We start from the raw sequence: 23,879 nt of genomic DNA, 5'->3' as shown, positions 1-23,879 counted from the left end.
AAGGTGGATTCCGGCCGGCGGGATCGCCCCGCCGGCCGGCACCGGAGGAGCACGTCGATGAAGTACCGCAAACTCGGGCGGACCGGGATCGAAGTCAGCCCCTACGCACTCGGCACGCTGATGCTCGCCGGCCAGATGGGCAACGAGCCGGACGAGTCGGTCCGGATCATCCACAAGGCGATCGACGCCGGGATCAACCTCATCGACACCGCCGACCGCTACGCCGATTCCGAGGACATCGTCGGCAAGGCCCTGAAGGGCCGCCGCGACGAGGTGGTCCTGGCCACCAAGGTCGGGCTGCCCCTGGGCGCGGGGCCCAACCGGCAGGGCGGCTCCCGCCGCTGGATCACCACCGCCGTCGAGAACTCCCTGCGCCGGCTCGGCACCGACCACCTCGACATCTACCAGCTCCAGCGGCCCGACCCGGACACCGACCTGGAGGAAACCTTGTCCGTCCTGACCGATCTCGTCCGGGCGGGCAAGGTGCGCGTGATCGGTTTCTCGACGACACCCGCCTCCATGATCGTCCAGGCCCAGTGGGCCGCCGAACGCGCCGGGTTGCAGCGGTTGCGCACCGAGCAACCGCCGTACTCGATCCTGAACCGCGGCATCGAACGGGAGGTCCTGCCGCTCGCGCAGGAGTACGGCATGGGCGTCCTGGTGTGGGGCCCGTTCGCCCAGGGCATGCTGACCGGCCGGGTGCGCAAGGGCGGGGGCAACGACCTCAAGCGCGTCCGGTTCTCCCGCCACCTCTCCGACGAACGCCGCATCGACGTCGTCGAACGACTCGTCCCGCTCGCGCGGGAGGCCGGGCTGCCCCTGACCCACCTGGCGATGGCGTTCGCCATCGCCCACCCGGGCGTCACCGCCGCGCTCCTCGGCCCGCGCACCATGGCCCACCTCGACGACCTCCTGGCCGGAGCCGACGTCGAACTGTCCGACGAAGTTCTGGACCGGATCGACGAGATCGTTCCGCCGGGCATCGACGTCACCCCCCTGGACCAGGAGTACCGGCCCCCGGCGTTGCTCGAGACCGCTCTCCGGCGGCGCCCCGCCGGGCTCCGGTCGGCGGCCTGAGGCCGGGCCCGCGGACCAAGGCGATCTGGACAGGAGTCCGATTTATCTGATTGGATCTCCCCGGAGCGTTTTACAACGTTGTAAAAGTGGAGGTCCCCGCCGATGAGAAGAGCCGCTACTGTCCTCCTCGCCCTGCTGGTGGCCCTGGGCGTGGCGTCGGGAACGCCACCCGCCGGGGCTGCCGAGCCCGTGCACGGCCTGAAGGCCGAATACTTCACGCCCTCGGCGCCGGGGGCGCACGACTTCGCGAACCTGGCCGGCACCGCGCTCGACGGGGAGGTCGACCACCCCGACCTGACCTCGGTCTTCGGCCTGGTCGCCGGGCGCACCGAGAACACGACCGCCCGGTGGACCGGGCAGCTCGCCGTGCCGCAGACCGGCGACTACACGTTTTACGCCATCGGCGACAACGGCTTCCGGCTGTTCCTCGACGGCGCACCGGTGATCGACCACTGGGTCGGCGACTGGGACAAGGAGCAGACCAGCGCGCCGGTCACGCTGACCGCCGGCAAGCAATACGACTTCAAGCTGGAGATGTTCCAGGACACCGGCGGCGCCAACATGTTCCTGCGCTGGTCGAGCGGGAGCATCGCGAAGCAGATCGTGCCGCTGTCGGCGTTCACGCCACCGGCCGACTTCGCGGTCGTGCCGCGCACGGCGGACGTTTCCCAGGACGGCCGTACGCTCACGGCCGACTTCGCCGGCCGGGTCTCCGGGACGAGCGACCTGAAGGACCACCTGCGCATCGAGGTCGACGCGACGCCGATGCCGGTCTCGTCCATCGCGACCAACCGCACCCGGGCGACGATCCAGCTGGCCGAGGAAGTCCTGAAGGGCCAGCGGGTCACGCTCTACTACGACGGCGCGGGCGCGCTCGCGGTGAACGGCACGAAGGTCGGCAAAGCCGGGCGCATCGTCGCCAACGCGTCGACCGAACGGCTCCGGACGCCGTGGGGCGAGAACGTCGACACGCGCCACCCGCTGCCGGAGTACCCGCGGCCGCAGCTGGAGCGCGACAAGTGGCTCAACCTCAACGGCCCGTGGGAGTTTTCGGCCGCCAAGGAGGGCCAGCAACCGACGTTCGGCAAGCGGCTGCCCGAGAAGGTGGTCGTGCCCTACCCGATCGAGTCGCAGCTGTCCGGGCTCGAACGGCACGAGGACCACATGTTCTACCGCCGCACGGTCACCGTCCCGCGTGACTGGAAGATCGGTGGCGGGCAGCGCCTCAAGCTCAACTTCGGCGCGGTCGACTACCAGGCCAAGGTGTGGGTGAACGGCAAGCTCGTCGCGGAGCACACCGGCGGCTACACGGCGTTCAGCGCGGACATCACCGACGCGCTCGAGCGCGGTGGCGAGCAGGAGATCGTCGTCGCCGTCACCGACACGACCGGCCCGTACCAGCCCAAGGGCAAGCAGTCCGCCAACCCCGGCGGGATCTTCTACACGCCGTCGTCGGGCATCTGGCAGACGGTGTGGCTGGAGCCGGTGGCGGACCGGGGCATCGACGAGATCAAGACGACGCCCGACCTCACGACGAACTCGCTGGCGCTGAACGTCAAGTCCGCCGGCAACGGCACCATCACGGCGGTCGCCAAGGACGCGCACGGCCGGCCGGTCGGCACGGTGAGCGGACCGGCGAACGCGAACCTGAAGCTGGCGGTGCCGAACCCGCACCTGTGGACGCCGGACGACCCGTACCTGTACCAGCTGGAGATCAAGCTGGGCGGCGACCGGGTCAAGAGCTACTTCGGCATGCGGTCCACCGGCATCACGAACGTCGGCGGCGTGCCCAAGCTGACCCTCAACGGCAAGCCGTTCTTCTCCCTGATGCAGCTGGACCAGGGCTTCTACCCGGACGGCCTGAACACCGCGCCGAGCGACGACGCCCTCGTCTTCGACCTGAAGGCGCAAAAGGACCTCGGCTTCAACGCCGTCCGCAAGCACATCAAGGTCGAGCCCGCCCGCTGGTACTACCACGCGGACCGGCTCGGATTGCTGGTGTGGCAGGACTTCGTGTCCGTCGAGGACGGCAACAACCCGGCGGCGCAGCAGGCGTGGCTCAGCCAGGGCCTGGAAGAGATGCACCAACTGCAGAACTACCCTTCCGTCTACGCCTGGATCGTGTTCAACGAGGGCTGGGGCGAGTGGGACAAGACCGCCACCGGCCGGATCACCGACCAGGTCAAGGCCGCCGACCCGAGCCGGATCGTCAACGCCCACAGCGGGGTGAACTGCTGCGCCTCCAAGGGTGACTCGGGCGCGGGCGACGTCATCGACCACCACGACTACAACAACACCGACCCGGCTCGTCCGGACGGCAAGCGCGTGGCGATGGACGGCGAGCACGGCGGCTTCACCCTGCGCACGCCGGGCCACCAGTGGCCGGGCGCGCCGATCGCGATCTACAGCGGGGTGGCGGACAAGGCGGCGCTGACGGCGAAGTACGTCGACAACACCCGCACGTTCTACCTCGGGCAGGCGCGGGCCGAGCTGTCGGCGTCGGTGTACACGCAGGTCACCGACCTGGAAGGCGAGCTCAACGGGCTCTGGACCTACGACCGCAAGCGCATCAAGGTCGACCCGGGTCCCGTCCGCGAGATCAACCGGCGGGTGATCGAGGCCGGCGCGAACGCGGGCAAGCCCTACCCGTACGCGGGCCAGGGCGACTGGAACCTCGACGAGCGCCGGGGAACCACCGCGAAGGACGCCAGCGGCGGCGGCAACCCGCTGACGCTCACCCCGACCGGGGTGGCGTTCAAGGACGGCGCGCTGCAGTTCACGGGCGGCTCCGCCGACACCTACGGCCCGGTCGTCGACACGACCGGCGACTACACGGTGTCCGCGAAGGTGCGGCTCGACCAGCTGCCCGGCAACTACGCGACCGCGGTGAGCCAGGACGGCCGGGAGCGGGAAAGCCCGTTCTACCTGCAGTACGGGCAGGGCGCGTTCGCGTTCAGCACGCCCGGCGGCAACCGGGCCCGGTACGAGGTCGTGCCGGAAATCGGCCGGTGGTACGAGCTCACCGGAGTGCGGGCCGGCGGCGAGATCCGGCTCTACGTGGACGGCGTGCGGGTCGCGACCGCCCCGGCCGGACCGGCGCTGGTCAGCACCGGCGCGTTCACGGTCGGGCGCGCCAAGTACGACGGCCGCAACGTCGACTCCTGGAGCGGCGCGGTCGACGACGTCCACGTCGCCGGCCGGGCGTTGACGGACACGGAGGTCGCCCGGCTTTCTTGACGCTCCTCCGGCGACGCGGGTGCCGTCCGGCGCGGCACCCGCGTCGTCGGGAACGAGCTGCCCGGTCCGTGTAGCCTGAGGTCCGTGTTCACGAAGTGAACAGCGATTCCAGACTTCCGGCGGAGGCACCTCGTGACCAAACCGACCCGGTCCCCGGAGGCCCGCGCGGACCAGGCGGACATCCAGGCGGTGAGCCGGGTCAGCCAGATCCTCTCGCTGTTCGACCCGGCGACCCCCGAACTGACCGCCGGGGAGGTCGCCGAACGGCTGGGCCTCAACCGCACCACGGCGTACCGGTACTGCACCTCGCTCGTCGCGGCCGGCCTGCTGGAACGCAGCGCCGACGGCGGGTACGTGCCCGGCGGGCTGCTGCTGCAGCTCGGCGCGTTCGCGATCGGGCACCGCCGGGTCGTCAACCTCGCGCCACGGCACATGCAGGCGCTCTCGCGCGCGACGCAGACCAGCGTCGTGCTCAGCCTCTGGGGCCTCACCGGCCCGGTGGTCTCACGGGTCGAGGAGAACGCCTCGACCATCGTCATCGTGTCCGTGCGGGTCGGCAGTCACCTGCCGCTGGACACCGCGCAGAGCAAGGTGTTCCTCGCCTACCACGCCGACCAGCTGTCGATGGAACGCCTGATCGGCACCCTGTCCGGCCCGGCGCGCGACGAGCTGCGCGCGGACGTCGAACGCGTGCGCGCGGCCGGCCACTGCTCCGCGATGAGCACGCCCGGCATCGTCGCGGTGGCCGCGCCGGTCTTCGACGAGTACGGCATCTGCGCCACGATCGCGATCGTGGGCCCGGACAACACCCTGTCGATGGGCGACGACACGCCCGAGCTGCGGGTCGTGGTCGACACCGCGCGCGAGCTCACCCACGAGCTGGGCGGGCACTACCGCCCCGACGACGGCCGGCGGGCGGTGTAGGGCAGCGGGTTCGAACGTCGCGAATGACTCATTCGGGACGCCCGAGGTCCCGAATGAGTCATTCGCAGCACCCGGCGGAACCCGGCCCGGTCGCCCGGGGCCCGCCTGCGCGAGCCTCGACCGCCTCCCTCCACTCAGGACAGTGCGGGGATCGTGCTGTCGTCGGACATGTCGACGTCCTTGGTCTCCGGGCCGAGGAAGCCGCCGAGGCTGATCAGCAGGCCGGCCAGCACGAGCAGGACACCGGGAGCCAGGTGCGCGGGCATGACCCCGTCGAACCGCTGCAGGTAGAACTGGTAGAACGCCGGGGCGATCAGCGCGAGGCTGTAGCCCACGCCGTAGCCGGTCGAGCGGATGCTCGCCGGGAACCGCTCGGTCAGGTACGCCGCGATCGGGCCGAACGTGCCGACGGTGAACACCCCGATGAGCACGCCGAAGCCGAGCGCCGCGCCGAAGCCGCCGTTCGAGGCCATCAGCAGCGTGTAGGAACCCGCGCCGACCACGACCATCGACAGGCCGTAGCCGATGTAGAACCGCCGCCGGCCGATGCGCTGGGACAGCACCCCGAACACCGGGTAGGACAGCGCGGCGGCCGCGTTGATGACGAGCATGGTCATGGTGACCTCCTTGCTCGACAGGTCCAGGTGGGCCTTCAGCTGCGCCGGCGTCACGGCGGCTTCCATGTTGGTCGCGAGCCAGGTGCCGGTCATCAGGATGAACACCTGGCCCAGCGCCCGGGGGTACTTCTTCAGCAGCCGGACGAACGGCAGCTTGTGCTTCTCGCCGGTCAGCTCGGCCGGCGGCTCGTGGACCTGCTTGAGGTAGTAGCGGAACAGCACGGCCGCCAGCGCCGCGCCGACGAAGAACGGGATCCGCCAGCCCCACTGGACGTACGCGCTGTGCAGGCCGGCGGACGGCAGCAGCTGCAGCATCAGCAGCGTGATCGCGGCGATCACCGCGTACGCGGCGGGCGAGGTCGACGTGATGATCGAGGCGTAGAGGCCGCGCTTGTGCTTCGGGCTCCACTCCATCGCCAGCGGCACCGCCGTCGTGTACTCGCCGCCGAGGAAGATCCCGTCGACGAACCGCAGGGCGATGAGGGTGCCGACCGACCACATCCCGATCGTCTCGTGCCCTGGCAGGCACGCGGTCAGCAGCGTGATGGTGCCGAACCCGCCGACCGCGACCAGCGTCGTCCGCTTGCGCCCGACCGTGTCGGCGAAGTGACCGAAGATGATCGCGCCGAGCGGGCGGCCGATCAGCGTCGACGCGAACACCAGGGACGCCAGCAGCGCGGTCGTGCTCGCACCGAGGTTCGCCGCCTGGAAGTACGCCGCGGCCGGGGCCAGCACGACGATCGGCAGGTAGATGTCGAACTGGTCGACGAAGTAGGCGAGCGTCCCGCCGCGGATCGCGGCGCGCACCTTGGTCGCGTCCGGGCCGTGCGGGGTACCGGGACGGGCGGCCGTTCCCGCGGTGCTGGGCGGTGTGGACATCGGCGTCCTCCGTTGCTCCGAACCGAGTGTTCACAAAGTGAACGCCAGCCACTCTAAATATGCGCCGTTCGATACACAAGGGCGGTCACAGGGTTGACAGGCGGTCTTATAATGAACTTTGACTTCATAATGCGAACGGAAGGCCGCTCATGAGCCCGCGCCCCGCCATCGCCTCCGTCCTGGACGGCCTGGTCGACATGCACGTCCACTCCGGTCCCAGCCCGTTCCCCCGGCGGTTCGACCACGTCGAGGCCGCGCGGGACGGCGCCCGGATCGGGATGCGCGCCATGGTCGCCAAGTCCCACCACCACAACACCCAGATGGACGTCCTCGCGATGCAGGGGCGGCTCGCCGACGTCGAGGCGCAGGTCTTCGGCGGCATCGCGCTCAACAGCACCGTCGGCGGGCTCAACGTCCACGCCGTGCGCATGACGCTGCGCATGGGCGGCAAGGTGGTCTGGTTCCCGACCATCTCCTCCGGCCGGCACCTCGACTGCCACCCCGAGGACGGCGCCTTCCCGACCACCACCGTCCCGCTGACGCTGGAGCGCATCGACATCGTCGACGGCGAAGGTGCCCTCAAGCCCGAGGCGATCGAGATCCTCGACGAGATCAAGGAGCAGCAGGCCGTCCTCAACGGCGGGCACATGTACCCCGAGTACATCAAGACGCTGTTCGAGGAGGCACACGAGCGCGGCCTGAAGCGGATGGCCGTCAGCCACCCGGACTTCGTCATCGGCGCCGACCCGGCCCTGTGCCGCGAGCTGATCGAGCTCGGCGCGTTCGTCGAGCACGAGGTCGGCATGTACGACCCCGAAGGCACCCAGAAATGGGACCCGAAGAACCTGCTGACCTGGATCGAGACGCTCGGCCCGGAGCACACCGTGCTGGCCTCGGACTTCGGCCAGAAGGCGAACCCGAAACCGGTGGACGCCTGGCTGCGGGTGGGCGAAGCGCTGCTCGACCTCGGGCTGCCGGAGAAGGACCTGCGGCGGATGGTCCGGGACAACCCGGCGTACCTGCTGAACCTCGACGCCTGAAAGGACCCGCTCGTGTACGAAAAGGACGATCCCCGCTCGGGTCTGGCCACCGCGGCCCGGCCCGAGAGCGGTGCCGCGATCGCGGCCGCGCAGTACCTCGACCTGGGGGAAACCCCGGTCGTGCGGGCGCAGAACGTCATCCTGATCCACACCGACGCCCGCGACGGCGACGACCTCGACAACGGCACCCTCGAGGGCGAGCTGGCGATCGTCGTCACCGGCGCCTCCCCCGCGTTCACCGTGCTCACCGCCAATGGCGAGACCAAAGTGGACTCCCCCGGGCTCGTCGTGGTCCCGCCCGGCGCGTCGCGGATCAGCGTGCACGGCGACGGGCCGCTGGTCCGGCTGGTCGAGGCGACCGAACCCGCGTGGCGGGAGCGCGTCGCCAACGCGGCGGCCTACGCCGAGGACCACCCGCGTGTCGCCTTGCTGGAGCGCTGGCCGGCGCCCGCCGAAGAGCGCGTCCGCTTCTACCCGCTGTCGGAGGTGCCGGACGACCCGAAGCGGTTCGGCCGGATCTTCCGCACCCGGTCGTTCATGGTGAACTTCCTGCCGCTGCAGGACGGCCCGCGCGACCCGCGCAAGCTCTCGCCGCACCACCACGACGACTTCGAGCAGCTTTCCCTGGCGGTGCAAGGGGAATACGTGCACCACATCCGGACGCCGTGGCTGCCCGACAGCACCACCTGGCGCGAGGACGAGCACGTCCGGATCGGCAGCCCGTCGGTCACGATCATCCCGCCGCCGACCGTGCACACCTCCGCGGCGAGCGACCCGGGCGTGAACCAGCTGATCGACATCTTCAGCCCGCCGCGGGTGGACTTCTCGGAGAAACCCGGCTGGGTCCTCAACGCCGACGACTACCCGATGCCGTGAGCGCGCGCACCGGAGGCGGGCTGTTCACCCGCTCGCACACCCCCGTGGGCACCTGGCTGAAGATCGCCTCGACCGAGCCGGCCGAGATCATGGCGTTCGCCGGGTTCGACTTCGTCGTCATCGACCTGGAACACGCGCCGCTGGACCTGGTGACGGCGTACCGGCTGATCAACACCGCGGCGGCGCTCGGCATGACGCCGCTGGTGCGGGTGCCGGACAAGACGCCGTCGACGATCCAGAAGATCCTCGACGCGGGCGCGCGGGGCATCCTCGTGCCCCATGTGGACACCGTCGAAGAGGCCGCGGCCGTCGGGCGGGCGTGCCGGTTCCCGCCCCACGGCGTCCGCGGCGCCGGCGGCACCAGCCGGGCGGGATCGTGGGGCCTGCGCCCGAACGCGGAGTACCTCGCGGAAGGCAACGACGACGTCCTGTGCATCCCGCAGCTGGAAAGCGTCGAGGCCATCAAGGCCGCGCCGGAGATGCTCGCGCTGGACACGGTGGACGCGGTGTTCGTCGGGGCGGCGGACCTGTCGATGTCGATGGGTTCGACGCCCGCGTCGCCGGACGTGCTCGACCTGATCGCCTCGGCGATCGCGGCCGCGCACGACGCCGGCAAGAAGTGCGGGCTCGCGTTCGGCGGCGTGCCGGAGAAGGCCGCGCGGGCGGTGCGCGACGGCTGCGACTTCGTCCTGCTCGGCAACGACACGACGATGCTGGCCGAGGCCGCTCGCAGCCTGGTCACGGCCTTCCGGGAAGCGACTTCATGACGCTTTCGCTGCCGCGCACGGCGTTGTCGATCGCCGAGCTCGACGACCTCGATCACGACGGGGTCGTGCGGTTCGTGCGGGCGCTCGAGGAGTGCGGCCACCGGATGGTCTGGATTCCCGAGGTGAACGGCCGCGAAGCGTTCACGACGGCGGCGCTGGTCCTTTCGGCCACCGAGCGGCTGGTCGTCGGCAACGGCGTCGCGCGGGCGCTGGAGCGCGTGCCGAAATCGGCGGGCTCGGCCGCGCGGGACCTCGCCGCCGGCCACCCCGGGCGGTACGTGCTGGGTCTCGGAGTGAGCGGAGCGGTCCGCGAACGCGGGGTCGGACCGCTGCCGTTCCTGCGGGAGTACCTCGACGGCGTCGACCAGGTGGCCGCCGGGGTGCCGAAGGTGCTCGGCGCGTACTCGGAAGGGATCACGCGGCTCGCGGCCGAGCGGGCCGACGGGCTGATCACCTTCCTCGTCACGCCGGAGCACACCCGCTGGGCGCGCGAGACGGTCGGCGACCTCTTCCTGTCGGTCGTCCAGTGGGCGGTGGTCGGCCGGTCGCGCGCCGCCGCCCGCGAGGTCGCCCGGGGCCGGCTCGCCTACTACCTCACGCTCCCCCACCAGCTCGCGAAGCTGCAGCGGCTCGGCTTCACCGATGCCGACCTCGCGCCACCGGGGTCCGACCGGCTGGTCGACGCGCTCGTCGCCTGCGGCACGCCTTCGCAAGTCCGGGAAGCGGCGCGAGCGCAGTACGACGCGGGCGCCACCCAGGTCGCGCTGACGCTGGTCGGCCCGCTCGACGACGCGAAACTCGACGCCTACCGCGCCCTCGCCGAACAGGAGAACTGATGCGCCCGGCCGAAAAGGTCATCATCACCACCGCGATCACGGGATCGGTGAACATCCCGTCGCAGAGCCCGCACCTGCCCCTGTCCGCCGACGAGGTCGCCGACGCCGCGCTGGAGGCCATCGACGCGGGCTCGGCGATCGTCCACCTGCACGCCCGCGAACCGGACGGCCGGCCGACGCCCGATCCCGGCGTGTTCGAAAAGATCGTCGGGCGGATCACCGCGGAATCCGATGCCGTCATCAACATCACCACCGGCGGCGCGTCCTCGATGACGATGGACGAACGGCTCGCGGCCGCCTACCGGCTGCGGCCCGAGCTGGCGTCGATGAACATGGGGTCGATGAACTTCGTCTATTCCGGGATCGCCGGCAAGGTGACCGAGTGGAAGCACGAGTGGGAAAGGCCGTACGTGCTCGACACGTACTCGAAGCCGTTCGTGAACACCTTCGACAAGATCGAGCACACGCTGCGGACGCTCGGCGAGTCCGGGACCCGGTTCGAGTACGAGTGCTACGACATCGGGCACCTGTATTCGCTGGCGTACTTCGCCGAACTCGGCCTGGCGAAACCGCCGTTGCTGATCCAGGGCGTGTTCGGGGTCCTCGGCGGGATCGGCGCCGACCACGCGAACCTCGAGCACATGGTGCGGATCGCGGACAAGCTCTTCGGCGACGACTACGCGTTTTCGGCGTTCGCCGCCGGCCGCGACCAGATGAGCTTCGGCACGCACAGCGCGTGGCTCGGCGGGCACGTGCGAGTCGGGCTGGAGGACAGCCTGTGGATCGGCAAGGGACAGCTCGCGGAAAGCAACGCCCAGCAGGTCCGCAAGATCCGGGCGGTGGTGGAGGACCTCGGCAAACCCGTCGCCACACCCGCCGACGCCCGCGCGCTGCTGGCACTCCGTGGAGGGAACGCATGAGCCTGCTGACGGACAAGGTGATCCTGGTCGTCGGGGCCAGTTCGGGCATCGGGGCGGACGCGGCGCGCGTGTTCGCCGCGGACGGTGCTTCGGTGATGCTGGTGGCCCGGCACGAAGAGCCGCTGGCGAAACTGGCCGCCGAACTCGACGGCCACGACGTCGCCTACACGACGGGCGATGTTTCTTCGGCCGCCGACGTGGCCGCGTTCGTGTCGGCGACGGTCGCGCGCTTCGGCCGGCTCGACGGCGCGTTCAACAACGCGGCCATGGGCGGCGGCGGGCGGCTCGACCGGGTGTCCGAAGCGGACTTCGACCGGATCATGGCGGTGAACGTGAAGGGCACGTGGCTGTGCCTGCGTGCGGAGGTCGCGGCGATGGAAGGCCGGGGCTCGGGCTCGATCGTGAACGTGAGCAGCATCGGCGGCCTGCGGGGCAGTCCGGGCATGGGCGCCTACCAGGCGACGAAGCACGCGGTGATCGGCCTGACCCGCACGGCCGCCCACGACTTCGGGCCACTGGGCATCCGGGTCAACGCGCTCGCCCCGGGCCCGACGGAGACCCCGATGCTGGACGAGCTGCGCCGCACGATCCCGGGCGGTGTGGAAGCCCGCATCGCGGCGACGCCGTTGCGCAAAGCCGGCACGGGCGCGGAAGTGGGCTCGGCGGCCGCGTTCCTGCTGAGCGACCGGGCCGGCCACCTGAGCGGAGTGGTCCTCCCGGTGGACGGCGGCTTCACGGCCTGACCGGTCCGCCGCACACCGGTGCGCGGCCACCGAGAGCTCGCTCGGGGCGCAGTCCCACGCCGACGAGGTACACCGCCAGCGTCCGCAGGCCCGGAACCCACTGCGCCGCGGCCATGAGCCGGCCCACCGGCCCCGCCTGCCTCCCGGACCGGAGGGGGCCGGCGAGGTCGGCGTGCATGATCCGCTGCAAGGCCTGCACCACCAGCAGCGACGGCAACCGGCGCCGCCGGACCCGGGCGAGGTCGGCCCCGCGCACCCCGCCCCGCCGGAGCCGCCCGGCCAGCAGGGTCGCCGTCGCGACGGCGTCCTGGACCGCGAGGTTGATGCCCACGCCCCCGACCGGCGACATGGCGTGCGCGGCGTCCCCGATGCACAGCAAGCCCTCGACGTGCCACCGGCGCAGCCGGGTGAGCCGGACATCCAGCAGCTTGACGTCGTCCATCGAGACCAGCTCGCCGACCCGGTCGGCGTACTCCGGGAGGAGTTCGGCGACGTCCCGCCGGAACGCGTCGATGCCACGGGCCCGCAACCGGCCGTCGGTGCCCTTGCGGGCGACGTACCCGATCTGGAAGTAGTCCTCCCGCGGGATGACGATCGCGAACCGTCCCCGCCCCGGCCGCCGGGTCAGCTCGCCGACCTGTTCGCCGTCACGCCGCGAGAGCCGGAACCACCAGGTGTCGAACGGGACGGCGAACTCGGTCACGCCCAGCCCGGCCGCCGCCGGCAGGGCCGAATTCCGGCCGTTGCAGGCCACCGTGAGGTCCGCCCGGAGCTCGCCGTCGACCGCCTCGCTGGTGCGGTAACGGACCCCGGCGACCCGGCCGTCCTCGTGGATCAGCGACGTCACCGCGGTCCCCATGACGAGCCGGAACCCCGGTTCCTCCCGTGCGGCATCGGCCAGCAGGTTCAGCAGGTCCCATTGGGGAACGATGGCGACGTACGGGTGCCGCACGCCCCACCGGCGCAACGCCCCGAAATCCCCGATCCGCCGGACGCCGCCGGCGCCGTCGGGCAGGACCACGTCGGTGATCCGCGTCTGGGGCAACCGCGCGAACCGCTCCCCCAGCCCGAGGTCGTCCAGCAGCTGGAGGGTCGCCGGGTGCACGGTGTCGCCGCGGAAGTCGTGCAGGAAGTCCTCGTGCTTCTCCAGCACCGTGACCTCGACCCCGGCCCTGGCCAGCAGCAGCCCGAGCACCATGCCCGCCGGGCCACCCCCCACGACGCAACACCTCGTCCGTTCCACAGTGCACTCCCCCGTTCCCGCCCCCACCACCTCTACACCTGGTGGGGCCGGCGGTGGCGCGGACGAGAGTCTTCGGGGCAGCTTTGCCGCACGAACGTTCCGAGCGGGGACTGTTGCGGTGACCGACGATGAGTTCGAAGCCTTCCACGGCCACTGGGCCGAGCCGATGACCGGCCGGTGCCGTTATCTTCATCGGCAACACCAGCCGCACCGAGCAGGCGGTGCTCGCCTACGCCCGAGCCCTCCGCCCGGGCAGACCGCTTCGCCCCCGTTCACCTCGCCGGGTATGCCCGATTGAACCGCGGCGGTGCGTACGGCAGGTACCGGCCCGGCACGCCGTCCGCGGCCGCCGCCGCGCGGTTCATCGCCGCCGGTGCGGTGTCGGGCCAGTGGCCCGTTCGCAGGCGGGTCAGCATGCGGTCGATGGCCGCCTGCTGTTCGCCGGTCGTGTACGTGCAGTGCCCCGCCGTCTGCACGTAGGTCTGGCGGAGCAGGGCCGCCTTGCCCGCGCGGGCGGCCAAGGCGCCGTAGGACTGCTGCTGGGCGACCGTCGAGATCTGGTCGCCCGTGCCGTTGACCGTGAGCACCGGGATCCGGAGGTCGCCGGTGAACACGATGCCCCGCTCCAGGTAGCGGACGGCGGCCGGGTCGGCGGACACGCGGGGCGCGGCGGCGAGCCGGCCGAGGTCGGCGCGCAGGTCGAGGCCCGCGCGCTGGTACAGGCGCCGCACGGCGTTCCGCTGGCTCGGTTCGGCCATCGTGAGCTGGTGCGCGTAGTCGACACCGGTGTTCCACGACGGGTTCCCGCCCGCCAGCTGCTCGATCGCCCGCCTGCTGCTGACCGCCTGCCCGACGTACGGCAGCGGACCGCCGGCGAGGGCGAGGAACATCCCCTGCTCGACACCGTCGACGTCGTGGCCGGCCGGGACCGGCGTCGGCGAGCCGTCGGCGGCCAGGCCCCAGCCCGGCAGCTGGCCGATCGCCGCCGCGAGCGCGATCCGGGCCTGGCCCGCCGGGGTCGCCTGCGCCGACGTCACCGCCGAAATCCACCGCTGCTGCGTGCCCGGGACGTCGGCGGGGATGCCGGTCACCGGGAGTTCGGGGAACAGCAGCGTCTTGAGCGTGAAGAGGGTGTCCAGCTTCTGGTTCCACTGCCCCACCGCACCGCCGAGACCGCCGCACATCGGGATCGCCGCGTCGAACCGGCCGGGGTGCACCTGCGCGACGCCGGCGGCGACCATCCCGCCCATCGAGCGGCCTTCGGCGATCGCGTACCGCGGGTGCCCGAACGCCTTTTCGAAGCGTCCCAGGGCTTCCGCCTGGTTGTCGATGGCCTGCGCGATGTTCCAGCCGGTCACCGTGCGGGTGGTGCCGCCCACCGCGTAGCCGCGCTCGACGAGGCTCGCGGTGAGCGCGCTCGTCAGCCCGCCCGCGGCGAAGTCCATGTCCACCAGCACGGTCCCGTTCCACCGGGCGGGCTTCGCGAAGCTGTACGGCGTCCCGTCGGCCAGCTGCCCGCCGACGCAGGTCGCCGTGCCGACGCAGGGTTCCGCCGCGTGTGCGGTGGCCGGCAGTCCGGCGGCGACCACCGTCACCGCGGCCAGGAAAGTGAGTCTGGGCCTCATGATGAGCGCTCCTGTCAGAAGTTCTTGGCGGTGACGGTCCAGCCGGGGGTGGCGCACAGACCACAGCCGGCACCGAGGAAGTAGCCGCGTGCGTCGCGGTTGCCGCCGAGGGTGAAGTCGAACCAGTTGACGAACACGCGAACGGCCTCTTCGCGGACGCTCGGGTCCGGGTTGCCGGTGCGCTGACCGTAGACGAACCCGGTGTGGCCGGCGGCCGGGTTGGTGGCGCGGACGGCGGGCACGGTGACCAGGTCGTAGTTCTCGCCGCTGTTGGCGTAGGCGACGTCGTCCGGGCCGCCGTCGACGAACATCGTGGGCGTGTGCAGGTTCCGGAGGTGCTCGCGGCCGTAGCCGAGCGTGCCGTCGGCGAAGAAGCCGCTGTCCAGCGACAGCACCGACTTCACCCGCGGGTCCGCGCCGGCGACCAGCGCTTCGATGCCGCCGCACGAATGGCCCGTGACGCCGACGCGCCGCGGGTCGAGCCGGTCGCGCAGGGCGCTGCCCCGGCGGCCGTTCTCCCGTTCGGCCCAGGTGATCGCGTCGGTGATCACCTTCGGGTCCGGGCTGCCGTTCTCGGTCAGGGCGGGCTCGTCGAACCCGCCGACGGCCACGACGACGAACCCGTGCGCGGCGAGCAGTGTCTCGAGGGTCAGCAGCTCGTCGTTGCTCGTGTGCCGGCACGCACCGTTGCCGAAGACGACCACCGGCAGGCGGCCGTGCACCCGGTCCAGGTCCGCGGGCCGGTAGACGGTGTACTCGGCGGCGTAGTCCCCGGTCCGGGCCGCGGCTTCGCGGACGACGGGGTGGAACACCGCGGACGCGGGTGGCGCGGGCGGAGCCGCGACCCCGGCCTCGGGGGAACCGGGGACGACGATCGCCGCGGTCACCGCGAGCAGCGCCGTCGCCGCGGCGACGAGGGCCGGTTTGAGCAATGCCATCGGAAGTCCTCTCACCGTGGGGTGGCCGCGTTGAAGACCGGCTTCGGCACCGAGACCTGGTTGAGCCCCCAGCGGGACATGATCCCGACGTACGTGCCGTCCGCGAAGAGCTCTTCGAACACCTTCTGCAGCACCGGGCCGAGTCCGGACGCCTTGGGGGTGTACAACGCCAGGTCGTCCTTGACCGCCCCCTGCGCTTCGGTCTGCGTGACGTACTTGTTCCCGCCCTGCCGCTGCGTGACGTCGATCGCCGCGGCCTCGGTCATCCCCGCGGCGTCCGCGCGGCCCGAACGGGTGGCCAGCAGCGTCGCGTTCGTGTCGTCGAGGCCGACGGTCTGCGTCGGCTTCCGTTTGGTGTCCGTGCAGAACCGGGACAATTTGTTCAGCTGGTCTTCGACGACGCTCGCGGTCACCACCGCGATGCGCTTGCCGCACAGGTCTTCGACCCGCGCGATCCCGGCCGTCGAATCGGTGGGGTACACGTAGGCGGTGCGGGTGGTCATCCAGGTGATCGTGTCGAACTGCTTCTCGCGCTCGGCGGTCGCCTTGACCGGGCCGTTGAACGCGTCGTACCGGCCGGCCTGCATGCCCTGGAGCGCGGCCGGGAGCCCGGCGACGACGACGGTCCGGGTGCGGACGCCGAGGACCTGGCCGATCGCGGCCTGGAAGTCGGCGTCGATCCCGGTGACCGTGCCGTCCGGCGCGACCGTGCGGTAGGGCGGGTGGGAGTCGCCGGCGAACCGGAGCTCGCCGGCGTCCTTGATCGCCTGCGGCAGCGCGTCGTGCAGGGACTGCACCACCGGGAGGTTCGTTCCGGTGGCCAGGCCCGGGGAATCGGTGCCGACCGTGCACCCGGCGACGGCCAGCCCGAGGGCAGCGGTCACGAGGATCGCACTTCGGCTTCGTCGGCGAAGTGGAGATCGCACATTTCTCCTTCCGGACGGTCAGGTCAGGTCGTCGAGCCACGCGGTCATCCGCGCGGTCAGGTCGTCCCCGGTGCGGGCGTCGACGTTGTCCGCGGGCAGTTCCAGCACGGGGATGCCCGCCGCGCGCAGGGCGCGGGTGGTGAAGTAGCTGCCGCGCGCGTCGTCGGAGACGAGGTGCACCACGCCGTCGACGCCGTGGTGGCGCGCTTCCTTGACGTACCACTCCGCCGACCACGGCGGGGTGTAGAGCTGATCGCTGAACGCGGCGAAGCGGGCGGCCAGCGCCCGCAGCGGGTCGTCGCCGTAGCGCAGATAGCCGTCGGCGGCGATGGCCAGGTACATCGACCACACGAAGACCGCGCCGTGCGACTCCTGGAACCGACGGTAGAAGTCGAGGTCGAACCACAGCCCGCGGCCGATCCACATCAGCCGCAACCGCTCGTCCGGGCACACCGCGACACCGGCGTCGATCCGGTCGCGGACCTCGTCGTGGAACGCCCGCGCCGCATCGCGCGCCCACTCGGTGCCGCGGTGCCACTGGGGCACCATGACGCTGGGGATGCCGTCGGTGACGGCGATCGGGCACGGCCGGGCGGCGGCGATCAGGTCGCGGGTGCGGCGGTTCCACTCCTGCTGCTCGTTGACCAGGTCCAGGACCTCGCGGAACCGGGTCTCGGAGAACACCCGGCCGGTGGTCTGCTCGAGGAACCGGATGAGCCCGGTCAGCTCGCCGGTCAGCAGGTCGAGGCGGTCACTACCGATCGCCTCTTCCCAGCGGTGCGGCATCAGCTCCCACCACCGCTCCGGGACCGCGTTCTCCGCCGCGCTTTCCAGCGGGTAGTACGTGACGCCGGGACGGGAATTCCAGACGTCGAAGATCTTGCGGGACGCGTCGCCGGTGGTCTCGCCGAGCACGATCGACGGCGTCGGCAGGCCACCCCAGGGCGCCTGACCGGGGTCGTCTTCGAACGCCGACGCCAGCGAGGTGGCGCTGTACTGCTCGATGTAGTCGGGGTAGCCGCGCTCGCGCAGCAGGCCGAGGTAGCGCTGGGTCTGCCGTTTCGCGGCGACGATCGAAGCCCACCACTGGTTGACGACGTACGGAATGTCCATCGCCCGGAAGATCTCCTGGGGTGCGTCCGCGTTGACCAGCGCCAGCGGGCCGCCCTCTTCGCGCACCCGGGCGAACCACTCGCGCTGGTAGGCGGTCGCCGTGGTCGCCGACGCCAGCCGTGCGGTCATGCCGCCGCTCCCGCCGGCGCCAGGGCGGCCAGCGCTTCCGCGGTCAGCTCGCCGTACGGCTGACGCTCGGCCAGGATCGCCGGCAGTCCGGTCGCGGCCCGCTGCTCCGGGAAGTCCCACGGCGGCGCGTCGTCGTGCACCCGCACGTAGGAGAACAGGACCTCGGCACCGCAGGCGCGGGCAGCCGCGGCCGTGTGCGCCGCACGCTGCCGGATCGAGGCGCGGGGTGCCGACGGGCCGTTGTACTGGTAACGCTCGGCCAGCGCGAGCTCCGTCGGCGCCGCGCAGGTGCGCGCGAAGAGCAGCTCGCCCCAGTCGTGGTCCTCCCCGGCGACGAGGAAGCCGTTGCGCTCCAACGTTTCGTACACCTCCGTGCCGTCGTGGGAACTCCCGGTGAGGAACAGCCGCACCCCGTCGACCTCGCGCGGCTCGGCCAGTACTCGATCGACCAGCGCGATGGCGTCGGTGACCGGCACCGCGGTGGTCGCGGCGACGGTTTCGAGGAACCGCGTGCCGCTGAGCCGGTTCGCCCGGCGCAGGGCGGCGAGCCGGCCCAGCGACCGCCGGAGGCTGTCGTGCGCGGTGATCGCCTCGGCGAGGTCGTCGTCGCCGATCGGCCGCCAGCGGCCGAGCCAGGCCCGCAGCTGGGCGATCTTCGCGTGGACGTACCGGGTGGTCGTGTGGTGCGGCAGGTGCAGCACGTCCACCAGGCGCACCGGCGGCAGCCCCAGCGCCGGCTCGATCCGGTGCAGCTCCCGCAGCGCGTAGAACAGGCGCAGCGACGCTTCGCAGTCGCGGGAGACGACGATGGCTTCGAGCGGGCCGTAGCCGTCGGTGAGGATCCGCGTCAGGACCGACCGGGCGACCGGGTCGACGCCGCGCCCGAGGTAGCGGTCGCCGAGGGTGCTGTCCTGGCCGGGCTTCCCGGTCAGCCGCAGCGGACGCAGGCCCGCCGCGGTGATCAGCTCGACCGGGACGTCGGCACCGACGTACCCCACGGTGCTCAAATGACCGCCTCCGCGACCAGGTCCGCCAGCTGCTCCTCGGTGTAGCCGAGCAGCTCGCGGTAGACGTGCTCGTTGTGCTCCCCCAGGCCGGGCGCCGGCCGGTCCAGGGAGACACGGGCCGCGGAGAACCGGATCGGCACCCCGGTCCCGGCCAGGTCGGCGACGTCCCCGTGACGCGGGTGCCGCAGCGGCACGACCTCTTCGCGTGCCAGGACCAGCGGATCCCGCACGGCTTCGCGTGGTTCGCGGACTTCGGCCGCGGGCACGCCTTCGGCGGTGAAGGCCGAGAGGATCTCGGCGAGGGGCCGGACGCGGCACCATTCGCGGATGAGTTCGTGCAGTTCGTCGGCCGCGCGGACACGCTGGTCCCGGGTGCGGTACCGGTCGTCCTCGGCCAGCTCCGGCCGGCCGATCGCGCGCAGCACGCCGTGGGCGAAGGCGTCGGTCGGGGCGCAGAGCGCGAGGTGACCGTCCAGAGCCGGCAGGATCCCGAACGGCGCCAGCCGCGGCACCATCGCGCCCGTGCGCTGCGGCAGGCCGACCGCGTCGAAGGCGTCGAACGGCTCGCAGGCGACCAGCGAGGTCAGCGCGCCGAGCATCGACACGTCGACATGTTGCCCCTCGCCGGTGTGCTCGGCCTGCAGCAGCGCCGACACCGTGCCGACCACGGCGAACAGCGGCGCGAGGAGGTCGCCGATCGGGAGGCCGAACCGCACCGGGCCCTCGTCGGGCTCCCCCGCGGTCAGCATCACCCCGCTGAGCGCCTGGATGATCGAATCCATCGCCTTGCCCGAACCCGGGCCGCCCTGGGCCCCGAACCCGCTGATCGAGGTGTAGACGAGCCGCGGGTTGATCTCCTTGACGTGGTCGTAGGAAATGCCCAGCCGGTCGGTGACCCCCGGGCTGTAGTTCTCGACCAGCACGTCGGCGTCGCGGACGAGGTCGGTGAACACCGCCCGCGACCGGGGGTTCTTCAGGTCCAGGGTGACGCTGAGCTTGTTGCGGCCGCGCAGCAGCATCGACACCGACAGGTCGTCGTCGTGCCGCCGGGCGAGGTTGAGCCCGTCGCGGCCGACGTAGGGCGCGTTGTTGCGGGAAGAGTCCCCGCCGGTGGCGGGGTTTTCGACCTTGATCACGGTCGCGCCGAGCCCGGCGAGCAGCAGGGTCGCGTACGGCCCGGCGAGCGCGGTGGTCAGGTCGATGACGGTGCGGCCGGCCAGTGGCTGGTCGGTCATGAAGGAACCCCCTCGGTGAGATCGACGAGCACTTCGCTGCCGCGCGTGGTGAACCGGGCGCCCAGCCGGGCCCCGCGGGTGATGTCCTCGACGTACTTGGTGACGGCCTCGCCTTGCGGCGTGCCGCCGACCGGCACCGGACGTCCCTGGTCGTCGATCCAGCACGGCACGAACCCGGCTTCGCGCAGCCCGGTCTCGTCGAAGCGGCAGAAGGCGATGGCGGTGTTGCGGCTTTCCGGGTGGAACGGGAAGAACGGCATGTCCGGGTCGGGCGCGAAGCCGTAGAGCTTCGTGCGCCGTTCGGCCCACGCGCGCAGCTCGTCGGCGCCGACCCCGGCTCCCGGTGTCAGGGCGTGGGTGACGGTGGCGAAGTTGCCGAGCCCGTGGAAGATCGGCCGTCCCCGGTGGACTTCGATGCCGCGCATGATGTGCGGGTGGTGGGAGAACACGGCGTCGGCGCCGGCGTCGACCGCCGCGTGGGCGACCGGGCGCTCGTACATCGCGACCTCGACCGGGGTGTGCCCGACGCCCTTGTGCAGCGAGACGAGCACGACGTCGGCCTCGGCCCGCAGGCGGCGGACGTCGCCGGCCATCGCGTCCAGGCTGTCCGGGTCGGCGAAGGTGTAGATCTTCGGCGGCCCGCCCGGGCTGGCGTGGTCCAGCTCGTAGTGGGTGAGCACGTGCACGTACGCGCAGCCGGGCTTGCGGGAGCCGGCCCAGGATTCCCGCGGGCCGACGCAGTTGTACGACAGCACGCCGATCCGCAGGCCGCCGCGTTCGACGAGCGCCGGACGCCGAGCCTGGGCGAGGTCCGGCCCGGCACCGGCCGTCTCCATCCCCGCCGCGCGGGAGTAGGCGATGGTGTCGGCCAGTCCCCCGGCCCCGGCGTCGAGGACGTGGTTGCCCGCCAGCGTGACGACCGCGAACCCGGCCCCGGCCACCGCTTTCAGCGCCGCCGGGTCCGCGGGCGGCGCGGGCACGTCGGTGCTCTGCTGGACCGCGGTGGTGGAGTGCGGGACCTCGACGTGGCCGATGGCCAGGTCCATCCCCTGCAGCACCGGCGCGGCCGGGGCGAGGAAGAACTCGGGATCGGGCTCGTCCAGGATGAGGTCGCCGACGGCGCCGACAGTGATCACGAGACACCTTCCGTTTCGGACAGATGGCGGGACAGGAAGGCACGCAGCCGCTCGGTCCGGGGCCGCGCGAACAGCTCGCCCGGCGGGCCCTCCTCGACGATCCGGCCCGCTTCCATGAAGACGCACCGGTCGGCGACCTCGCGCGCGAAGGTCATCTCGTGGGTGACGACGACCATCGTGGTCCCCGCCGCGGCGAGGCTCCGCAGCACGGCGAGGACTTCGTCGACCAGTTCGGGGTCGAGGGCGCTGGTCGGTTCGTCGAACAGCATGATCCGCGGCCGGACCAGCACCGCGCGCGCGATGGCGACGCGCTGCTGCTGCCCGCCCGAAAGCTGCCGCGGGTAGTGGTCCTCGCGCCCGGCCAGGCCGATGCGCTCCAGCAGCTCCCGGGCCTCCCGCTCCACAGTGGACCGATCGCGGCCGTGGACGCGGATCGCCGCGTCGGTCACGTTGCGCAGCACGGTGAACTGCGGGAAGAGGTTGAACTGCTGGAAGACCATGCTCATCCGGCGGCGCTGGGCAGCGATCCGCCGCTCGGTCAGCGGCCGCAGCCCGGCCGGCGACCGCCGGTGCCCCAGCAGTTCGCCGTCGAGGTACATCGCCCCGCCGTCGATGGGCTCCAGCTGGTGGGCGCAGCGGACGAGCGTCGACTTCCCGGACCCGGACGGCCCGATGACGACGACCACCTCGCCTTCGTGCACGTCGAGGTGGACGCCGTCGAGCGCGTGCACCGGCCCGAACTCCTTGCGGACGTCGCTGATCCGCAGCACCGGCGCGGTCATCGGACGTCCCGGTGACCGCGGGAGAACCGGCGTTCCAGGCGGCGCTGCCCGGCCGTCAGGAGGGTGACCACGACCAGGTACCAGAAGCAGGCCACCAGCAGCATCGGCACGATCTCGTAGGTGCGGTTGTAGATGACCTGGACCGAGTGCAGCAGGTCCGACATCGCGATGACGGACACGAGCGCGGTGCCCTTGAGCACGTTGATGAACTGGCTGCCCGCGGGCGGGATGATCACGCGCATCGCCTGCGGGAGCACGATCCGCAGCAGCGTCTGGGCCGGCGGGTACCCCATCGCGCGGGCCGCGTCGCGCTGGCCGGGGTCCACCGAGGACACCCCGGCGCGGAAGATCTCCGCCAGGTACGCGGATTCGACCAGCGACAGGCCGATCACCGCGGCCGTCAGCGGCGTGATCACGCTGTTGGCGTCCCACGTCCCGAACACCGGGCCGAACGGGATGCCGATCGAGAGCTTCGGCAGCAGGTAGGCGAGGTTGAACCAGAAGATCAGCTGCACCAGGGGCGGGATGCCGCGGAAGAGGCCGACCCACAGCGTCGCCACCCACCGGGCGGGCCCGAACCCGCTCAGCTGCATCGCCGCGACCACCCCGCCGACCAGCGACCCCAGCACCATCGCCGCGACCGCGAGCAGCACCGTGGTGCCCAGGCCCGCCAGCACGCTCTTCTCGAAGAGGTACTTCGCGACGACGTCCCACTGGAACCGGGAGTTGCCGACCAGGAAGACGGCCAACTGGGCGAGCACCACGACCAGCACGAGCACGAACAGCCAGCGCAGCGGGCGGAACCGGCCGCGGGCCTCGGCGACGTCGTCGGGCGCGGTCGCCGTCTCCTCCACTGTGGACATGGTGGTCATTTCGCCGACGCCGCGTCGAAGATCGGCTGCGGGACCGTGACGTCGTCGAGGCCCCACTGGTGCATGATCCGCGTGTAGGTGCCGTTGCGGAACAGCTCCTCGAAGGCCTTCTGCAGCACCGGCCCGAGCTTGCCGGCCTTCGGGGTGTACAGCGCGAGGTTGTCCTTCGTGGCGCCCTGCTCCTCGGTCTGCGTCACGTACTCGTACTGGCCCTTCTGCTGGGTGGTCACGTCGATCGCGGCCGCCTGGGTCATCCCGGCCGCGTCGGCCCGGCCGGACTTCGCGGCCAGCAGGGTCGCGTTGGTGTCGTCCAGCCCGACCACCTGCACGGCCGGCTTCTTCGCGCCTTCGCAGAACTTGGACAGCTTGGCGAGCTGGTCCTCCACGACGCTCGCGGTGACGACCGCGACGCGCTTCCCGCACAGGTCGGCGGTCTGCTTGACACCGGCGGCGGAGCCCTGCGGGATCACGTAGGAGGTCCGGGTGGTCATCCACGTGACGGTGTCGAACTGCTTCTCGCGTTCGGCGGTGGCCTTGACCGGGCCGTTGAAGGCTTCGTAGCGGCCGCTGAGCATGCCCTGCAGCGCGGCCGGGAGCCCGCTGACGATGGTGGTTTCCGTGCGCACGCCCAGGAGCTGGCCGAGCGCCTGCTGGAAGTCGTGGTCGATGCCGGTGACGGTCTTCCCGTCCGGGCCGACGGTCCGGTACGGCGGGTGGGAGTCGCCGGCGAACCGGAGCACCCCCGAGTCCTTGACCGCCTGCGGCAGCTGGTCGTGCAGCGCCTGGTCGGTGGTCAGGGCGGCGGCCGTGGGCGCCGAGGCCGCGCCGTCGTCGACCGTGCACCCGGCCAGGACGAGCCCGGCGGCGGCCACGGCGAGCGAGCTTCGACGCCATTGACGAAGAGAGGAACCCATGTCGTTTTCTTCCTGAGGAAGGCCGTCCGAGCGGGCGGCGCGG

At 71.7% G+C, this 23,879-nt stretch carries 21 protein-coding genes; 9 read left to right on the top strand and 12 right to left on the bottom strand.

The genetic code is table 11. The annotated features are described in order from the left end of the window. The first annotated feature begins 57 nt into the window (after positions 1-57). The 3 genes from H5965_RS22030 (at position 58) to H5965_RS22020 (ending at position 5,238) form a co-directional block, all read left to right on the top strand. A complete protein-coding gene (locus tag H5965_RS22030; RefSeq protein ID WP_310971928.1) occupies positions 58-1,077 on the top strand; it encodes an aldo/keto reductase in 1,020 nt (339 codons plus the stop codon). Positions 1,078-1,179: 102 nt separating this feature from the next. Continuing rightward, positions 1,180-4,314, top strand: coding sequence for a LamG-like jellyroll fold domain-containing protein (locus H5965_RS22025; protein ID WP_310971927.1), 3,135 nt, complete (start codon positions 1,180-1,182; stop codon positions 4,312-4,314). A 132-nt stretch (positions 4,315-4,446) separates the two neighbouring features. After that, positions 4,447-5,238: an IclR family transcriptional regulator gene (locus H5965_RS22020; RefSeq protein ID WP_310971926.1), complete on the top strand. Its 792-nt coding sequence runs from the start codon at positions 4,447-4,449 to the stop codon at positions 5,236-5,238. A 134-nt stretch (positions 5,239-5,372) separates the two neighbouring features. On the opposite strand, the gene H5965_RS22015 is transcribed toward H5965_RS22020, so the two are convergent. After that, positions 5,373-6,734 carry an MFS transporter gene (locus H5965_RS22015; protein WP_310971925.1) on the bottom strand — a complete coding sequence of 454 codons (1,362 nt, stop codon included), beginning with the start codon at positions 6,732-6,734 and terminating at the stop codon, positions 5,373-5,375. 149 nt (positions 6,735-6,883) lie between these two features. Here H5965_RS22015 and H5965_RS22010 point away from each other — a divergent pair, with 149 nt between their 5' ends. Genes H5965_RS22010 through H5965_RS21985 form a run of 6 tightly spaced genes read left to right on the top strand, consistent with a single transcriptional unit; the run spans position 6,884 to position 11,916 of the window. After that, positions 6,884-7,774: a DUF6282 family protein gene (locus tag H5965_RS22010; protein WP_310971924.1), complete on the top strand. Its 891-nt coding sequence runs from the start codon at positions 6,884-6,886 to the stop codon at positions 7,772-7,774. Positions 7,775-7,786: 12 nt separating this feature from the next. Then, positions 7,787-8,650: a hypothetical protein gene (locus H5965_RS22005; RefSeq protein ID WP_310971923.1), complete on the top strand. Its 864-nt coding sequence runs from the start codon at positions 7,787-7,789 to the stop codon at positions 8,648-8,650. Further along, a complete protein-coding gene (locus H5965_RS22000; protein WP_310971922.1) occupies positions 8,647-9,417 on the top strand; it encodes an aldolase/citrate lyase family protein in 771 nt (256 codons plus the stop codon). The genes H5965_RS22005 and H5965_RS22000 overlap by 4 nt, the downstream gene beginning before the upstream one ends. Further along, entirely contained in the window at positions 9,414-10,253 is an 840-nt protein-coding gene (locus H5965_RS21995; RefSeq protein WP_310971921.1) for an LLM class flavin-dependent oxidoreductase, read from the top strand. Before H5965_RS22000 ends, H5965_RS21995 begins: the two co-directional genes overlap by 4 nt. Next, on the top strand, positions 10,253-11,173 hold the full coding sequence (locus tag H5965_RS21990) for a 3-keto-5-aminohexanoate cleavage protein (RefSeq protein WP_310971920.1): 921 nt from the start codon (positions 10,253-10,255) through the stop codon (positions 11,171-11,173). Before H5965_RS21995 ends, H5965_RS21990 begins: the two co-directional genes overlap by 1 nt. Next, positions 11,170-11,916, top strand: a complete 747-nt coding sequence (locus H5965_RS21985) for an SDR family NAD(P)-dependent oxidoreductase (protein WP_310971919.1) — start codon at positions 11,170-11,172, stop codon at positions 11,914-11,916. The genes H5965_RS21990 and H5965_RS21985 overlap by 4 nt, the downstream gene beginning before the upstream one ends. Here the strand turns inward: H5965_RS21985 and H5965_RS21980 are convergent. The 11 genes from H5965_RS21980 to H5965_RS21930 form a co-directional block, all read right to left on the bottom strand. Beyond that, positions 11,906-13,159, bottom strand: coding sequence for an FAD-dependent oxidoreductase (locus H5965_RS21980; RefSeq protein WP_310971918.1), 1,254 nt, complete (start codon positions 13,157-13,159; stop codon positions 11,906-11,908). The genes H5965_RS21985 and H5965_RS21980 overlap by 11 nt on opposite strands. Positions 13,160-13,431: 272 nt before the next feature. Then, positions 13,432-14,784, bottom strand: a complete 1,353-nt coding sequence (locus tag H5965_RS21975; protein ID WP_310971917.1) for a DUF6351 family protein — start codon at positions 14,782-14,784, stop codon at positions 13,432-13,434. Between the two features lie 14 nt (positions 14,785-14,798). Further along, positions 14,799-15,722, bottom strand: a complete 924-nt coding sequence (locus H5965_RS21970) for a hypothetical protein (protein WP_310971916.1) — start codon at positions 15,720-15,722, stop codon at positions 14,799-14,801. Between the two features lie 11 nt (positions 15,723-15,733). Then, entirely contained in the window at positions 15,734-16,606 is an 873-nt protein-coding gene (locus H5965_RS21965) for a transporter substrate-binding domain-containing protein (RefSeq protein WP_310971915.1), read from the bottom strand. A gap of 60 nt (positions 16,607-16,666) precedes the next feature. After that, entirely contained in the window at positions 16,667-17,890 is a 1,224-nt protein-coding gene (locus H5965_RS21960; protein ID WP_310971914.1) for a 2-hydroxyacyl-CoA dehydratase family protein, read from the bottom strand. Beyond that, positions 17,887-18,888 carry a 2-hydroxyacyl-CoA dehydratase family protein gene (locus H5965_RS21955; protein WP_310972036.1) on the bottom strand — a complete coding sequence of 334 codons (1,002 nt, stop codon included), beginning with the start codon at positions 18,886-18,888 and terminating at the stop codon, positions 17,887-17,889. The genes H5965_RS21960 and H5965_RS21955 overlap by 4 nt, the downstream gene beginning before the upstream one ends. Before the next feature lie 5 nt (positions 18,889-18,893). Continuing rightward, entirely contained in the window at positions 18,894-20,132 is a 1,239-nt protein-coding gene (locus tag H5965_RS21950) for a CoA transferase (RefSeq protein ID WP_310971913.1), read from the bottom strand. Beyond that, complete coding sequence (locus tag H5965_RS21945; protein WP_310971912.1) at positions 20,129-21,268, bottom strand: CapA family protein; 1,140 nt, start codon at positions 21,266-21,268, stop codon at positions 20,129-20,131. The genes H5965_RS21950 and H5965_RS21945 overlap by 4 nt, the downstream gene beginning before the upstream one ends. Then, positions 21,265-22,050 carry an amino acid ABC transporter ATP-binding protein gene (locus tag H5965_RS21940; protein WP_310971911.1) on the bottom strand — a complete coding sequence of 262 codons (786 nt, stop codon included), beginning with the start codon at positions 22,048-22,050 and terminating at the stop codon, positions 21,265-21,267. Before H5965_RS21940 ends, H5965_RS21945 begins: the two co-directional genes overlap by 4 nt. Then, positions 22,047-22,913 carry an amino acid ABC transporter permease gene (locus tag H5965_RS21935; RefSeq protein ID WP_310971910.1) on the bottom strand — a complete coding sequence of 289 codons (867 nt, stop codon included), beginning with the start codon at positions 22,911-22,913 and terminating at the stop codon, positions 22,047-22,049. The genes H5965_RS21940 and H5965_RS21935 overlap by 4 nt, the downstream gene beginning before the upstream one ends. Positions 22,914-22,918: 5 nt before the next feature. Next, a complete protein-coding gene (locus H5965_RS21930) occupies positions 22,919-23,794 on the bottom strand; it encodes a transporter substrate-binding domain-containing protein (protein WP_310971909.1) in 876 nt (291 codons plus the stop codon). Positions 23,795-23,879 lie beyond the last annotated feature (85 nt).

It is taken from the genome of Amycolatopsis sp. 505 (assembly GCF_031625235.1).
Classification (GTDB): Bacteria; Actinomycetota; Actinomycetes; order Mycobacteriales; family Pseudonocardiaceae; genus Amycolatopsis.
Note: the sequence above shows the minus strand (reverse complement) of the source record. Positions and strands in the feature narration are given on the sequence as shown.